We start from the raw sequence: 15331 nt of genomic DNA on the forward strand, positions 1-15331 counted from the left end.
GATCACCTCGCGCTGGACCGTCGGTGTTCGCGAGGCGGTCGTTTCAGACCGGGGTCGCCGAGGTGGTCAGGTGGGTGAGGAGGGTCTGGGCCTGGGTGCGGAAGGTGGCGATGGTGGTGAGTTTGAGGTGCTCGTAGCCGCGGATCCGGTCGGGGAGGCCGGCGAGGGTGGTGAGGGTGGCGGCGGTGGCGGGGGTGAGGTGGGGCAGGGCCGCGTCGATGAGGGTGCGGTATTCGGTGATGAGGGCGCGTTCGACACGGCGGAGCTCGGCGTGGCCGAAGGGGTCGAAGGGGGTGCCGCGGAGGAACCGGGCGGCGCGCAGAGCGCGGAAGACGGGGCCTGCGGAGCGGCGTAGTGTGATCTTGCGCTTAAGGCCCATGGCGCGCAGGAGCGGGGGGTGCAGCAGAACCGAGATGACGGCGTCGGGGCCGAACTCGTGGTCGCGGCGGGCCTTCTCGGCGGGGTCGAGGTGGAGCCGGGCGACCTCGTACTCGTCCTTGTAGGCCATGAGCTTGTGCAGGCCCCGGGCGTAGGCCAGGGCGATGCGCGTGCCGTCGTCCTCGCCTGCGCGGTCGACCGCGAGCGCGGCGACCCGGCGCACATCGTCGGCGTAGGAGCGGGCGTAAGCCGCGTTCTGGTAGCCGGTCAGATCCGCGGTGCGGCGGGACAGGACCTCCTCGAACGTCGCGGCCTCGTCGGATGCTTCGGCGGGAGGCGCGGGGAGCGCGGCGCGGGACACGGCCGCGCGGTCGAGGACCGCGGCGCGGCCCCACCGGAAGGCCGCCAGGTTCTTCTCGACGCCCGCGCCGTTGAGCCGGATCGCGTGCTCGATCGACTCGGCGGAGACCGGGACGCAGCCGTGCTGGTAGGCGGCGCCGACGAGCAGGAGGTTCGCGGGCATGTGGTCGTCGAACAGGGCCTCGGACAGACCGTGGGCGTCGAGGTACAGGTTGTCGGCGGCCCGGGTCGCGGACTCGATCCGCGCGGTCGCGGCGGCGAACGAGACGGGCGTCTCGGCGCGGCCGGTGACCATGGCGGCGGTGGGCACGACCGCGGTGTTCACCACCGCGATCGTGCGGCCGGCGGAGGCGGTCGCGAGGTTGCCGTCCGCGGCGGCGCCGAGCGGGTCGAAGCCGAGGAGCACGTCGACGGTGCCGCGCGCGGCGCGGATCGAGCCTTCGACGGGGTGCGGGGAGATCCGGACGTCGCTGACGACGGGGCCGCCCTTCTGCGCGAGGCCCGTCTGGTCCAGGCCCGCCGCGTGCAGCCCGTCGAGGTGCGCCGCCATCTGGAGGATCTGCGAGACCGTGACGACCCCGGTGCCGCCGATCCCCGGCAGGCGCAGCAGCACCGGCCCGTCCGGGAACCGGGAGACCGGCTCCGTCAGCTCGACGGGAGGGGCCGCCGGAGCCCGGCGCGGCCTGCGGGCACCGGGTTCGACGAGCAGGAACGAGGGGCAGTCGCCCTTCAGGCAGCTCAGGTCGGCGTTGCAGGACGCCTGGTGGATGCGCGTCTTGCGGCCGAACTCGGTCTCGACGGGGTGCACCGAGAGGCAGGTCGAGACCTCGCCGCAGTCGCCGCAGCCTTCGCAGACCCGCTCGTTCACCACGACCTTCGCCGTCGGCGTGGGGAGCTTTCCGCGCTTGCGCAGCCGCCGCTCCTCCGCGGCGCACCGGTCGTCGTGGATCAGCACCGTGACGCCCTCGACCTCGGCGAGCTCCCGTTCGGATTCCGGCAGGTCGTCCCGGTGGCGCACGACGGCGTTCTGGGCGATCCGGACACCGCGGTACGACTCGGGCTCGGGTGTGGTGACGATGATCCGGCGCACCCCTTCGGTGGCCAGCCAGTGCGTCAGGGCGGGGACGTCGAGGCGGCCCTCGGCCCGCTGGCCGCCGGTCATCGCCACCGCGTCGTTGTAGAGCAACTTGTAGGTGAGCGAGACCCCGGCGGCGACGGCGGCGCGGATCGCCAGGGAGCCGGAGTGGTGGAAGGTCCCGTCGCCGAGGTTCTGCACGAAGTGCGGGTCGTCGGTGAACGGCGCGAGGCCGATCCACTGGGCTCCTTCGCCGCCCATCTGGGTGAGGCCGACCTGGGTGCCGCGGCCCTCGCCGTCCAGGGCGATCATGGCGTGGCAGCCGATGCCCACGCCGACGAGCGTGCCATCGCCGGTGCGCGTCGAGGCGTTGTGCGGGCAGCCGGAGCAGAAGAACGGGGTGCGGGCCGCGACCAGCGGGAGCCGACGGCGCGGCGCGGGCGCGGGCGCGAGGACGGCGGTGGTCCGGGGCAGCCTGTCGCGGCCGACGCACACGGCGAGCGCCTCGGCCACGTCCTCGGCCGCGAGGGTGCCGCGCGCGGTCAGCAGATCCCTGCCCCGCACCCGGGGCGACCGCGCGCCGCCGTACAGCGCCTGCTTGAGGTGCCCTTCGAGGAACGGCACCTTGTCCTCCACCACGAGCACGGTGTCGAGGTCCGACGTCATGGCGGCGAGGTCGTCGTACGCCACCGGGAAGGGCATGGCGAGCTTGATGAGCCGGAGCCCGAGGTGGTCCATGGCGGCTTCGTCCAGGCCGAGGTCGTCGAGCGCGCGCTCCACGACGGCGTAGGACGTGCCGGAGGCGAGGACGCCCAGCGTGGCGTGCCGTGCGTCGAACGTCACCCGGTTGAGGGAGTGCGCGCGGGCGTAGGCGCGCGCGAGGTCGAGCCGACGGGTGAGCATGTCGTGCTCGGCGTCCAGCGAGGCGGGTCCGACGAGCGCGGGCCGGGTGCCGCGCGGGGCGCCGTCCGGCAGCGGGACGCCCTTGCGCAGGAGGGCGAGGTCGACGGTGGCGGAGGCGTCGGCGACGTCCGCGATGATCTTGAGCCCGGTCCACAGGCCGGTGGCGCGGGAGAGCGCGACGGCGTGCAGCCCGAGCTCGACGACCTCCGCCACCGAGCCGGGCGCGAGCAGCGGCATGGTGAGGCTCTGGCACATCGGCTCGCACGAGCTGGGCACGGTCGAGGACTTGCTGCCCGGGTCGTCGCCGATCCAGGCCACGGCCCCGCCGAGCGGCGCGGTGCCCGCGACGTTGCCGTGCCGGATCGCGTCGGCGGCCCGGTCGAGCCCCGGGTTCTTGCCGTACCAGAAGGCGGCGATCCCGTCGTGGCGGCGGCCGGGCAGGCGGTCGAGCACCTGGGTGCCGGCCACCGCGGTGGCCGCGAGCTCCTCGTTCAGGCCGGGCCGGAACACCACGCCCATCGGCGCGAGGTGCCGCGCGGCGCGGCCCATCTCCAGATCGACGGCGCCCAGCGGGGAGCCCTGGTAGCCGGAGACGAAGACGCCCGTGTTCAGGCCGCGCTCGGCGTCGAGGCGGCGCTGCTCCAGCGTCAGCCGGACCAGCGCCTGCACTCCCGAGACGAGGACCGTGCCGTCCGTCGCCGCGTACTTGTCTTCGAGGGTCACCGTTCGGGGCGAGACGCTCACGCGATCCTCCTGGTCCAGCGGGCCTGCGGTGTGATCCCCAGCACAGCAACCCGAAGGCCGGCACGCAAGTAATGCGCGCGAGATAGCGGACAAGACGCAAAAAATACTAGGCTGATCGCCACTTCACCGAAATCTTTTGCACCGAAAGGTGGGCCCATGCCCGAGCCCATGCCCGACGTGGACGCCCTGGACCACCGCATACTCGGCCTGCTCAGGGAGGACGGCCGCAGGACCTTCTCCGAGATGGCCGCCGAGATCGGGCTCTCCGTCGCCGCGGTCAAACGCCGGGTCGACCGCCTCCGCGAGACCGGCGTGATCACCGGCTTCACCGTGCAGATCGACCACGCCAAGCTCGGCTGGGGCATCGAGGCGTTCACCGAACTCCGCTACCAGGGCACCACCCCGGTCGACCGCATCATGCGCACCGCCACCGAGATCCCCGAAGTACAGGCCGTATTCACCATCGCCGGCGACCCCGACGCCCTCATCCGCATCCGCGCCCGCGACCTCGGCCACCTCCAGAAGATCATCGACCGCCTCCGCCGCGCCGGCGACGTCACCGGCACCAAGACCCTCATGGTCCTCGCCTCCTGGACCCGCTGACCCGCCCTCCCCTCGCGCCCTTCTCGGGGCGGGGGGAAGGCGGGGGCTTAACATCGGAGGCGACCCTTGGTCATCGGGGTCGTAACTCGGGTGCAGGAGGAATCACGTGCAGCGGTCGAACCCACTTGGATTCCGGACGTTCGTGGCGAACTTGGGGATCAAGGACGGGACTCGGGACTTCTCGGTGGTGGCGTCGGAGGTGCCGTGCGCGGCGGCGGGGGTGTTCACGCGGTCGCGGTTCGCCGGGCCGAGTGTGCTGCTGAGCCGGGAGCACCTCGGCGACGGGTCGGTGCGGGCGGTCGTCACGGTGTCGAAGAACGCGAACGTCGCGACGGGTGAGCGCGGGCGCGAGGATGCCGCCGAGGTCGTCGCGCTGGCCGCGGAGCTGGTCGGGTGCGCGCCCGAGGAGATCGCGATCGGGTCGACGGGCGTGATCGGCCGGCGCTACCCGATGGACGTCATGCGCGCCGGGATCGGGAAGGTCGAGCCCGCTCCCGAGCCCGACTTCCAGGCTGTCGCCGAGGCCATCATGACGACCGACACCCACCCCAAGCTGGTCCGCGCGACGATCGGCGGGGCGACCCTCGTCGGGGTGGCCAAGGGCGTCGGCATGATCGAGCCGGACATGGCGACCCTGCTCACCTACTACTTCACCGACGCGCGGATCCCCGCGCCGGTGCTCGACGCGATGTTCCGCCGGGTCATGGACCGGACGTTCAACTGCGTCAGCGTCGACACCGACACCTCCACCAGCGACAGCGCGGTCATCCTCGCGAACGGGCTGGCCGGCGAGGTCGACCTCGCGGAGTTCGAGGAGGCGCTGCACACCGTCGCGCTGGACCTCACCAAGCAGGTCGCCAAGGACGGCGAGGGCGCCACCAAGCTCATCGAGGTGCTCGTCGACCGGGCCCGCGACGAGGCCCAGGCCCGCACGGTCGCCAAGGCGATCGTCAACTCGCCCCTGGTCAAGACCGCGGTCCACGGCGGCGACCCGAACTGGGGCCGAGTCGCGATGGCCGTCGGCAAGTGCAAGGACGAGACCGACATCGACCCGGACCGCGTCGAGATCCGCTTCGGCTCCCTCACCGTCTACCCCGCCGACGCCCCCGACCTCGATGCCCTCACCGCCGTCATGTCCGCCGACGAGGTCCTCATCCACGTCTCCCTGAACACCGGCCACGCCCAGGCCCGCGTCTGGGGCTGCGACCTGAGCGACGGCTACGTCCGCATCAACGCCGACTACACCACCTGACCCGGCCTCCGCCCGAATCCCCTGACGGCCCGCCCTTCCTCGCACCTTCCCGGTGCCGGGAAAGGGCGGGCCGTCGTCGTCGCGCGCCCTCACTGGAGGGTTTCCTTTTTCGAGACACAAGATAGGTCTTGTCTCGCCTGACTCCGTGTGCTCTGATGGGTTTCGCTAGCTGATACGGAGATGCAATCCATGTATCACCGTATCAGTCCACCCCATTGGCTGTTGGAGGTATGCACGATGGTCGAGCGCAGTAGGCGTGATGTGCTGGTGGCGGGCGGGGCGCTGGGCGCGGTCGGCGCGCTGGCGTCGGCGATGCCCGCGTGGTCGTGGTCGCCGGCCGGTTCGGTCGTGGGCGAGGGCGCGGGTCTGGACCCCAAGTACGTGTGGGACGCCGACGCGGACCCCGTCGTCGCGGGGATCATCGAACGCGGTGAGACAGACGCGGTCAACAAGCTGCTCAAGAAGTGGACGAAGAACGGGCAGGCGCTCCCCGCCGGGCTGCCCGCCGACCTCGTCGCGTTCATCGAGAAGGCCAGGCGGCTCCCCGCGTGGACCGACCAGGCCAAGCTCGAGAAGGCCGTCGACTTCAACGAGAAGCGCGGCCTGTACCTCGGCGTCTCCTACGGATTCGTCTCCGGCATGATGAGCACGGTCATCCCCCGCGAAGCCCGCGCCGTGTACTACTCCAAGGGCGGCGCGGACATGCGCGACCGCATCACCAAGACCGCCAAGCTCGGGTACGACGTCGGCTCGGCCAACGCCTTCCAGCCCGACGGCGAGATGATCGTCACCTGCGTCAAGACCCGCCTCGCGCACGCCGGGGTGCGGCACCTGCTGCCGAAGTCCATCTACTGGCAGAAGGCCGCGGACGAGGAGATCCCCATCTCCCAGGCCGACATGATGGTCACCTGGCACAGCCTCCCCACCTCGGTCATGCAGAACCTGGTCAAGTGGAAGGTGCCGATCGAGCCGGCCGAGTCCGAGGCGTTCCTGCACTCCTGGCAGCTCACCGCGCACATGCTCGGCATCCTCGACGAGTACATCCCCGCCTCCTGGGACGAGGCCAACGCGCAGGCCGCCCAGGTCCTCACCCCGATCCTCGCGCCCACCCCCGAGGGCATCAAGCTCGCCGACACGCTCCTGGGCCTCGCGTCCTTCATCGACGGCACCGTCCTCACCAAGCCGATCCTGGCCGCCCTCACCCGGTACACCCTCGGCGAGGAGATCGCCGACTGGCTCCAGATCCGCGACACCCCCTTCTGGGACGAGGTCTTCGAGACGGCCTGGGAGCCCTTCGTGGCCGTCCGCGAAGGACTCCTGTCCCTGGAGGACGCGCCCGGCATCCTTCAGAAGTCCTACTGGGCCTTCGACGAGATCCTCCGCCTGGGCGTCCTGTTCCTGCTGTCCGGGGCCAAGTTCCCGATCAGCATCCAGATCCCCGTCATGAACAACCCGAACTACTGATCGCGCCGTGCGGCCCGGCCCTCACCCCGGGAACCAGGCCGCACCCACCGCAAGGCCCCGTCCCGACATCGGGGGTCGGGACGGCACGACGCCGAGACGAGGAGGATCCGGCCGTGGAAGGAACGGGTCTCGGCTGGGCCTTCCTGGCCGTCGCGGGAACATGCGTCTACTTCGCGTCTTTCCTTCTGTTCCAGCGAGCGGCGCGAAGGATGCCGCCTTTGCGCGGAAGCCGACCGATCCATACGACGATGTCCATGCTGAGCGACCCCGTCTGGTTCACGGGCGGGTTGCTGCTGTTCGTCGGGCTCGCCGGGCAGATCGTCACCTTCGCCATGCTGCCCTCTAACATCGCCCAGCCCCTGCTCGGGTTCAGCCTGCTGCTCCTGCTGGCCTACGCCGCGGTCGTCCTGCGGGAGCGCCTCAGCCGGCGCGAGTGGACCATGGCCGCGCTCGCCGTGCTCGCGGTGGTCCTGCTCGGTCTGTCGGGCCGCTCGTCCGCCGCCGACCTGAACACCACCGACGCGTGGTTCCCCGCGCCGCTGATCCTCGTCATCGTCCCGCCCGCCGCCATCGCCGGTCTCGTCTGGCTCGTGGGCGACCGGAAGGCCGGCGGGCGGCACGGCAGGCCGCTCGCGGGCGTGGCCTACGGGCTCAGCGCGGGGTTCTGCGCGGGCATCGCCGAGGCCGGCGCCCGCGGGATCGCCGCGATCTGGTCGGTCGAACGCTCCGTCGCCGGCGTGGTGTCCTCGCCCTACCCGCTCCTGATCCTGGGCATGGCCGGGGTCACCCTCATCCAGCTCCAGGTCGCCCTCCAGCGGTGCAGGCTCATCGTCGTCGCCGTGCTCATCGCCGTCAGCGGCCGCACCGCTGTCGTGCTCTCGAGCACGGTGCTCTACGACGAGACGTGGCCCTCCGACACGGGCGGGACCTCCCTGCGCTGGACCGGTTTCGCCCTCGCCGTCCTCGCGGTCCTCGCCTTCCCCCGGCACGAGCAGAACGGGACGGCGCTCGCGGCCCGGCGCGGCGCCGCCCGAAAGAAGATCCTGACCCCCGCGGTGCGGGCGCGGCTCGCCGCCCTCCTCACCGAAGACCCCCCGACCGCCTTCCCCGGCGACACCGTTCCCCCGGCCGCCCGGGACGGCTCGGGCCCGGAACCCCGGTTCCGGCCCGAGCCCCCCGGCCCTCCTGCCCACCGCACCCGACGGACCGAGGGCACCCAGCCGTCGCTCCCCATCCGTTCACGGAAGGACCTGCCATGACGGCCGTGCGGATTCCGGTCCGAGTGCGCGGGTGCGGGCGTGCGCGCCGCACACGAGGTCGGCCACCGGGCCCGGGTCACCAGGGCGCTGCGGATGCGCCTTCCCACCGGCACCTCGGCGACCATCGCCAAGCCCGAGAGCCCCTGCACCCGCAGGACGTCCGGCGGCCGCCCGGCGGGCCGTCGGGGCAACGTGGGCTAAAGGTCTGGGCAAGGCGGCCCCACGAACACTGTCGGTTCGGCGGACATACCCGCACAATCGGGATATAAGGTACGGCGTTCGCCGGGGACGGGTCGCCCGGCTCGACACCGTCCCGTCCCTACAGCCCCTCGCCACCGCAGGACCGAGCCGACCGAACGAGGGGCTTCGCCATGAACGAGATCACGGTCGTCCACCAGGAGGACGACGCCTACGCCATCTTCATCCGCGACCACGTCCTGCACGTCGACCAGCCGCGCGCGGGCGGGTACGACTCGGGGCCCACGCCGCTCGAACTCTTCGCCGCGTCGCTCGCCGCCTGCGTCGCCTACTACGCCCGCCACCACCTGAAGGACCACAGTCTCCCCCACACCGGGCTCGAGGTGGGCACCCACTTCACCCTGCTCGCGGGCGAGCCGCTCCGCGTCGGATCGATCTCCCTCGACGTCCGCCTCCCCTGGTCGCTCAGGCCGAGCGACCAGGAGGACCTGCTCAAGGCCATCGATCCCTGCCCGATCCTCGCCTCCCTGGACGTCGCCCCCAAGGTCACCGCGACCGTCACCTGCTCCCCCACCGACCGCGCCGCGGAACCGGCCCGCACCCCCCAGTCCCTGCACTGACCCGGCGGACCCGGGCCGGGCCCGTCGGCTCAGATCAGAAGGGGAAGTAGGCCGGGAAGCCGGGGCGATAGACGTCGTTGAGGACGAGCAGGAGATGGCGCCCCGCGTTGCGGAGGTACTCGTCGGAGGAGAAGGCGGCGCTGGTGATCGCGGGGAGCGCCGGACGGGCGGCGGAGCCGAGGTGGGTGAGGGCGTTGAGCTCCTGGAGGCGGACCCCGGCGTTCGGGTGGTGGTCCAGGGTGTCCGTCAGGAAGGGCACGGCGTGTTCGGCGCGCCCCAGGCGAGCCAGGACTTCGGCCAGGACGACGCCCACGTGAGGTGAGGTGTCGGTCTCCAGGTGCCCGGCCAGGGACTCCGCGGCGGGGGCCGCCTCGGCGTCGAGCATCAGCAGGCCGGGTAGCGGACGACCTCGTTGGCGTCGTCCAGGTCGGCCACGAGCCGGGGCGGCTCGACCGGGTCGCGCCGGATGGCGGTGGCGGCGACGGCCAGGACCCGGGGCAGGGGGTAGACGCCGGGGGCGCGGCTCTGGTCGTGGCCCTCGGTGGGAGAGCCCTCGGGGATGAAGCCGTTGTCGCCGACGTCGAGAGGTGGGCGTCGAGGACGGCGCGGTGGCCGGGGTCGGCGGCGAGGTCGCGCACCTCATCCGGATCGGTGCGCAGGTCGTAGATTCCGGCCCCTCAAGTCGCCGATGCGCGGGTCGATGAGCTCAGATGAGCCGCGGCGGCAACAGGTGTCGAGGACCGCCGCATCGGAGGGAAGCGGGGGCGATCGAGCCGTTGGAGTCGACCGCCCCCGTCATGGCCCGGGGGCGTCAGGGGACGAGGGTGTTCTTGCCGATCGTGGTGCGGGATTCGATGGCGGTGTGGGCGGCGGCGGCCTCGGTGAGGGGGCGGGTCGAGCCGATGAGGGGCTTGAGGGTGCCGGTGGCGGCCAGGGCGAAGGCGCGGTCGCGGAGCGGGGCGAGGCGTTCGGGGGGCATGAGGGCGGTGGCGAAGCCGAGGACGGACAGGGCGCGGAGGTAGACGGTCTCGGTGTCGATCGCGTGCGGCAGGCCGCTGAGGTCGCCGTAGACGACCATGCGCCCCACGGAGGGCTGGAGGAGGCCGAGTGCGGTGCGGGTGACGGGGCCGCCGATGGATTCCAGGACCGCGTGGACCGGGCCGACGCCGGCGGCCCATTCGGGGTCGGTGAGGTCGGCGATCGCGTCGGCGCCGAGGTCGCGGGCGACGGCCGCCTTGGCCTCGCCGTGGACCGCGGCGATCACCTCGGCCCCGGCGTGCTTGGCGAGCTGGACGAGCAGGCTGCCGACGCCGCCGGTGGCCGCCTCGACCAGGACGCGTTCGCCGGGCGCGACGCCGGCCTTGTCCAGGACGCCGACGGCGGTCGTGCCCTGACCGAGGAGTGCGAGGGCGTGGTGGGCGTCGACGCCGTCGGGCAGGGGGACGACGGCGGCCTCGGGGACCGTCAGCAGGTCCGCGTAGGCGCCGCCGGCGGGCGAGACGACCATGACCCGCGTGCCGATCAGGGCGGTGGCGGCCCCGGCGTCGACGACCGTGCCGACCGCCTCGTGGCCGGGGTTGTACGGCAGGGGCAGGCCGGGGGCCCAGGCGCGCAGGGCGCCGGAGCGCAGCTGGAGGTCGGCGAAGCCGATGCCCGCGGCCTCGACCCGGATCAGCAGCTCTCCGGCGGCGGGCACCGGGTCGGGGACCTCGTCCACCCGGAGGGTGTCGGGGCCGCCGTATTGGTGGAAGCGGACGGTGCGCATTAGAGTCTCCCAGATAGTGGACCGCTGGTCCGGTTAAGCATACGGACCGATGGTCCGGTTATGTCAAGGGAGTGATCGGCATGCGTGCGGACGCCGAACGGAACCGGCGCGCGATCCTGTCCGCCGCCTACCGGCTGATCGTGGAGAACGGCGCGGACCAGGTGTCCATGAACGACATCGCGGCGGAGGCCGGCGTGGGCAAGGGCACGCTCTTCCGGCGGTTCACCGACCGGGAGGGACTGATCGCGGCGGTGTTCGAGCAGCTCACCCAGGACTGGGCGCCGGGCGCACTGGCCCGGCTGGACGACCGGAGCGTCCCGCCCGTGCCGAGAATCCTCCGGTTCGTCGCCGAGCTCTACGACCGGATGACGGTGCCGGGACGGCCGCTCCTGCGCGCGATGTCCGGGGGTCCCGGGGCCGAGCGGATCAGGCACTATGTGATCTGGCAGCGCCATATGGCCGAGGTGGTCGCGGAGGCCCGGCCCGACCTCCGGGCGGAGGACGCCGAGTTCGTGGCGCACTCCATCCTCAACCTCCCCCGCGGCCAGTTCGTCGACCTGCTCGTCGAGACCCAGGGCAGGTCACCGGAGGAGATCCGGGAGGGCATCATCCGCGTCGCCCACCTGACGCTCACGGGCGCGCCCCTGCCGGACGACGCCGAAGCCTAGAACCCCTCCGGCCCGTCCTCGTCCGGCTCGCGGGAGGGTGGTCGTGCGCGCGCCAGCGCGGTGGACGTCGAGGTCAGGAGGAACGTGGCGTTCTGCGGGTCGGTGAGCGACACACCGAGTCCGTAGAGCGGGTCGGTGTAGGTGGCGATGCGATGCGCGCCCAGCTCCTCCGCGCGCCGCGCCGCGGCCTCCACATCGGGCACGCAGAAGTGCACGAGCCAGGTCGCGAGCGCCTCGTCGGGGACCTCGGGGGTGATCGGCAGCATGGAGGCCACCGGGCGCCCCTCGGTGATCCACCGGACGCGCAGCCCCTGCCTGGCCCTCCCCCAGCCGAACACCCGCGGATAGAAAGACTCGGCGGCCTCCATGTCGCGGGTGAACAGCTCGGTCCACGCCCAGGTGCGGTCCTCCGCGACGACCTCGGCGCCCGCCTTGCTCCGCGGCTGCCAGCCCATGAAGTGCACGCCCTCGGGATCGAGGTAACCGCCGAGCACCCCGTAGTCCTCCAGTTCGGTCGGCTCCATGACGACCCGGCCGCCCGCCTCCTCCACCAGAAGGGTCAGCGCCCGGATGTCCTCGACCGTGAAGTACACCGTCCAGCCCGCGGCCCCGCTCGAGGCGGGCTCCGGCCAGACCCCCGCCACCGCGGCGCCGTCGAGCGTGAACCGCAGGTAGCCCTCCCGCAGCGGAACGATCTCCCACCCGAAGAGTTCCCCGTAGAACCGCACCGCCTCCCCGAGGTCCTGGGCGGTCAGCTCCGCCCAGCAGGGTGCTCCCGGCGGATACCGGTCTCGTCGCGGCATACCTTCATCGTCACCGCCCCCGCACCACCCCGAACACCACCGAACCAGACCTTTGCCACCCCTAGCCAACCTCTCGCCCGGCCCGCGGCCCCGCGACGCGGACGGCTGCGGGCTTCGGCGGCGGTTGCGGGGCTCACGAGTGGCTTCGGGACGGTTCCGGCTCGTGCTGAGACGGGTGGTTCCTTCGGGGAAGCAGGAGCGGGGTGGTCAGGATGAGCAGTCCCGCAACCGTGAGAACGGTGCGCGGGCCGGTGGCGGCGGCGAGCAGCCCGGACAGCGCGGTGAGGACGGCGATGGCCGCCTGCTGGCCGATCGACCAGGCCGTCAGGGTGCGGGCGAGGAGATGCTTCGGGGTCTGTTCGAGCCGGTAGGTGGCGAGCACCGGGGTGAACAGGCTCATGTTGATGATGATCGCCAGCTCGACGGCCATCACGGTGACGAGGCCGACCACGCCGGGGCCGACGAAGGCCAGGCCGATCAGCCAGACGGCCCTCAGGGTGCCGACGACCCGGAACACCCGGTCCCTGCCGTGGCGGACCACGACCCGCCGGGCCAGCCGGGACCCGATGAGCCCGCCCAGGCAGGGGGCGGCGAAGGCGAGGCCGTACTGCCACGGGGCGAAGTCGAGTTCGCGCAGCAGGAGCACGGCCAGTACGGGCTCGGTCGCCATGATCAGGCCGGAGACGAGCATGTTGTTGAGGTAGAGCGCCCGCAGCCCGGGATGCCCCATGATGTGGCGCCAGCCGTCGAGCACCCCACCGGACCCGACCGTCTTGGCACCGGCCGGTCGCGGCGCCTCCTCCCCGCCGCCGATCGCGGTGACGGCCAGCGCGGAGAACAGGTAGCTGAAGGCGTCGGCCGCCACGGTGACGACCGGTCCGAACAGGCCGATCGCCGCCCCGCCCAGCGGCGGCCCGACCGCGATGGAGCTCCAGTTCGTGGATTCGAACCGCGCGTTGGCCACGAGCAGGTCATCCGGCCGTACGAGGGACTTGAGGTAGGCCCCGCCGGCCGCCCCGAACGCGATCTTGGCCGCGGCGACCACGATCGAGACCACGAGCAGCTGGACGAACCCGAGCCGTCCGAAGGCGTAGGCGACCGGGATCGTCGCCATGGCCGCGAACCGGGCCAGATCCATCATGATCATGACCGGGCGCTTGCGCCGGAACTCCACCCACGGCGCGAGCGGCACCGCGACCAGCGCACCCACCGCGGGCCCTACCGCGGACAGCGCGGACACCTCGGCGGGACCGGCGTGCAGCACCAGTACGGCGATCAGGGGCAGCGCCCCGAACCCCAGCCCGGTCCCGTACGCGCTCACCGCGTACGCCGTCCACAACCAGCCGAACCGCCGGCCCAACCGTCTTCTGCCCGCCATGCTCAGCGCACCCCTCGAAACCTCATGTGAACAACCTGACGTTGACCATTGAGAGCTAAGCGGGCGCGGCATTACTGGTCAAACAACCAATCTGCCGGTCATGCACAACCATCGGTTGTTCACTAGGGTGGGTCGGCGTGGATATCGAAGCGGTACGCACCTTCGTCGCCGTCGCGGAAGCCGGGCTGTTCCAGGAGGCCGCCGCGGAGCTCTCGGTCAGCCAGCAGGCCGTCTCCAAGCGCGTCGCCGTGCTGGAGCGCGCCCTCGGCGTGCGGTTGTTCACGCGCACCCCGCGCGGCGCCGAGCTCACCATCGACGGGCAGGCGTTCCTGCCCCACGCGCGCGAGCTGCTGCGCGCCGCGGAGCGCGCGGAGGCGTCCGTGCGTCCCGGCCGCCGTCCCCTGCGCGTCGATGTGCTCTCCTCGCGCAGCGCCCAGTCGGGCCTGATGCGCGGTTTCCATCGCGCGCACCCCGAGATCGACCTCGACGTGCTGATGCTGTTCGACCTCGAGGTGGCCGTCGCCGCCCTCCGCTCCGGTGCGATCGACGCGTCCTTCCGCGCCGTCGGCGTGCCCGGCCGGCCCCTTCCCGAGGACCTCGAGTCCGTCCGGGTGCTGAACGAGCCGCTCCAGCTCCTCACCGGTCCCGCCCACACGCTGGCGAACGCCAAGTCGGTGACCGTCGCGCAGCTCGCCGGGCAGCGGATCTGGATGCCCGGCCTCACCCCCGGCACCGAGTGGACCGTCTACTACGACGACCTCGTCGCCGAGTTCGGCCTCACCATCGAGGTGACCGGCCCCAACTTCGGCTCCGACGCGCTCCTCGACACCATCGCCGACACCCCTTCCCTGGCCACCTTCATGGGCGCGCACATGCGCCTCGTCTGGCCCGCCGACCACGGCCTGCGCCGCATCCCGGTGACCGACCCGACCCCCGTCTACCCGCATTCGCTCCTCTGGCACCGCGACAACCCCCACCCGGCACTGGCCGCCCTCCGCACCCACCTCGCCGCCACGGCGGCCGACCGGGACGCCGCCGGGACCTGGGCGCCGGACTGGGCGACTCCGCGCTGACGACCGGGGCGACGCCGGGCCGAAAGGTGCGCACCCCCGTCGTCTCGGTCAGTCGGCGACGGTGACGCCGAGGATCTGGGCGAAGGCGGGGGCCAGCCCGAGGAGCTGGTGTGGGTTCACGGTGAGACCGGCGAGGGAGTCGCGGCCCGCCTGGAAGGACAGGTCGCGGGCCTGGCGGAGGTCGACGTGCCGCATGGTCGTGCGGTCGAGGGCGACGTCGTGGAGCGTGGACCCGGGGAACGAGACGTTGGTGAGGGTCGCGCCGGTGAGGTCGACGCCGTCGAGCGAGCAGTCGGCGAAGACGACATCGCGCAGGCGGGCCTCGCGGAGGTTCACCGCGACGAGTTTGCAGCCGAAGAACGCCACCCGGGTCAGCTCCGCCCCGTAGAGGGCGGTGCCGGCCAGGGAGGCCACGCAGACCTCCGAGTCCAGCCACCGGGACTCGGCGAGATTCGTGCCGACCAGCCGCCCCGACTGCATCCACACCTCGTTGAACAGGGCGTTCCGCAGCCGGGCGTCGGTGAGGTCCACCGAGGAGAACGCGCTCTCCAGGAACCGCGCGCCGTCGGCCTGGACGCCGGTGAGGTCGAGGTCGGCGAAATGGACGGTCTCGTAGTCGCCCGACCGGACGGGCGGCCCGTCGGCGGCGGCCAGGAACCTCGCGTAGGGCAGGTCGGTGAGCGAGCGCGGCTTGGGCATGGGTCCCTTTCCTGGGCCGGGGCGGCGGGCGGGCGGCCCCGCCGTTCGGGTCCCGCGCGCGGAGCCCGTGGCAGGATGGCCACCATTGC

14 protein-coding genes are annotated in these 15331 nt (G+C 72.4%); 8 read left to right on the forward strand and 6 right to left on the reverse strand.

Features of this window, described 5'->3' with window-relative positions:
• Positions 1-43 precede the first annotated feature (43 nt).
• Positions 44-3460: an indolepyruvate ferredoxin oxidoreductase family protein gene (locus tag EDD29_RS20940; RefSeq protein ID WP_211359817.1), complete on the reverse strand. Its 3417-nt coding sequence runs from the start codon at positions 3458-3460 to the stop codon at positions 44-46.
• 156 nt (positions 3461-3616) lie between these two features.
• On the opposite strand from EDD29_RS20940, the gene EDD29_RS20945 reads away from it, so the two are divergent.
• From EDD29_RS20945 to EDD29_RS20965, 6 genes are all read left to right on the forward strand, one after another.
• On the forward strand, positions 3617-4063 hold the full coding sequence (locus EDD29_RS20945) for an Lrp/AsnC family transcriptional regulator (RefSeq protein ID WP_170201488.1): 447 nt from the start codon (positions 3617-3619) through the stop codon (positions 4061-4063).
• Positions 4064-4169: 106 nt separating this feature from the next.
• Positions 4170-5315, forward strand: coding sequence for a bifunctional glutamate N-acetyltransferase/amino-acid acetyltransferase ArgJ (gene argJ, locus EDD29_RS20950; RefSeq protein ID WP_123666046.1), 1146 nt, complete (start codon positions 4170-4172; stop codon positions 5313-5315).
• 237 nt (positions 5316-5552) lie between these two features.
• Complete coding sequence (locus tag EDD29_RS20955) at positions 5553-6779, forward strand: oxygenase MpaB family protein (protein ID WP_123666047.1); 1227 nt, start codon at positions 5553-5555, stop codon at positions 6777-6779.
• Between the two features lie 113 nt (positions 6780-6892).
• The gene (locus tag EDD29_RS20960) at positions 6893-8038 is read left to right on the forward strand and encodes a DMT family transporter (RefSeq protein WP_246052897.1); all 1146 of its coding nucleotides are present in this window, start codon (positions 6893-6895) and stop codon (positions 8036-8038) included.
• A gap of 39 nt (positions 8039-8077) precedes the next feature.
• Positions 8078-8239 carry a hypothetical protein gene (locus EDD29_RS45545; protein ID WP_170201489.1) on the forward strand — a complete coding sequence of 54 codons (162 nt, stop codon included), beginning with the start codon at positions 8078-8080 and terminating at the stop codon, positions 8237-8239.
• A 170-nt stretch (positions 8240-8409) separates the two neighbouring features.
• A complete protein-coding gene (locus tag EDD29_RS20965) occupies positions 8410-8856 on the forward strand; it encodes an OsmC family protein (protein WP_123666049.1) in 447 nt (148 codons plus the stop codon).
• A 34-nt stretch (positions 8857-8890) separates the two neighbouring features.
• Here EDD29_RS20965 and EDD29_RS20970 read toward each other — a convergent pair whose 3' ends face one another.
• Positions 8891-9241, reverse strand: a complete 351-nt coding sequence (locus tag EDD29_RS20970; protein ID WP_123666050.1) for a hypothetical protein — start codon at positions 9239-9241, stop codon at positions 8891-8893.
• Positions 9242-9667: 426 nt separating this feature from the next.
• Complete coding sequence (locus EDD29_RS20975) at positions 9668-10621, reverse strand: quinone oxidoreductase family protein (protein ID WP_123666051.1); 954 nt, start codon at positions 10619-10621, stop codon at positions 9668-9670.
• An 80-nt stretch (positions 10622-10701) separates the two neighbouring features.
• On the opposite strand from EDD29_RS20975, the gene EDD29_RS20980 reads away from it, so the two are divergent.
• Entirely contained in the window at positions 10702-11289 is a 588-nt protein-coding gene (locus tag EDD29_RS20980) for a TetR/AcrR family transcriptional regulator (RefSeq protein WP_123666052.1), read from the forward strand.
• Here the strand turns inward: EDD29_RS20980 and EDD29_RS20985 are convergent.
• Together EDD29_RS20985 and EDD29_RS20990 are read right to left on the reverse strand one after the other, a co-directional pair.
• Positions 11286-12092 carry a VOC family protein gene (locus EDD29_RS20985; RefSeq protein WP_123666053.1) on the reverse strand — a complete coding sequence of 269 codons (807 nt, stop codon included), beginning with the start codon at positions 12090-12092 and terminating at the stop codon, positions 11286-11288. The genes EDD29_RS20980 and EDD29_RS20985 overlap by 4 nt on opposite strands.
• 133 nt (positions 12093-12225) lie before the next feature.
• Complete coding sequence (locus tag EDD29_RS20990) at positions 12226-13470, reverse strand: MFS transporter (protein WP_123666054.1); 1245 nt, start codon at positions 13468-13470, stop codon at positions 12226-12228.
• Positions 13471-13607: 137 nt separating this feature from the next.
• Between EDD29_RS20990 and EDD29_RS20995 the strand changes: the two genes are divergently transcribed.
• A complete protein-coding gene (locus EDD29_RS20995; protein WP_123666055.1) occupies positions 13608-14543 on the forward strand; it encodes a LysR family transcriptional regulator in 936 nt (311 codons plus the stop codon).
• A 48-nt stretch (positions 14544-14591) separates the two neighbouring features.
• Here the strand turns inward: EDD29_RS20995 and EDD29_RS21000 are convergent, their stop codons facing one another.
• On the reverse strand, positions 14592-15242 hold the full coding sequence (locus EDD29_RS21000; protein ID WP_123666056.1) for a pentapeptide repeat-containing protein: 651 nt from the start codon (positions 15240-15242) through the stop codon (positions 14592-14594).
• Positions 15243-15331 lie beyond the last annotated feature (89 nt).

The sequence above is a fragment of the Actinocorallia herbida genome (genome assembly GCF_003751225.1).
GTDB classification, from domain to species: domain Bacteria; phylum Actinomycetota; class Actinomycetes; order Streptosporangiales; family Streptosporangiaceae; genus Actinocorallia; species Actinocorallia herbida.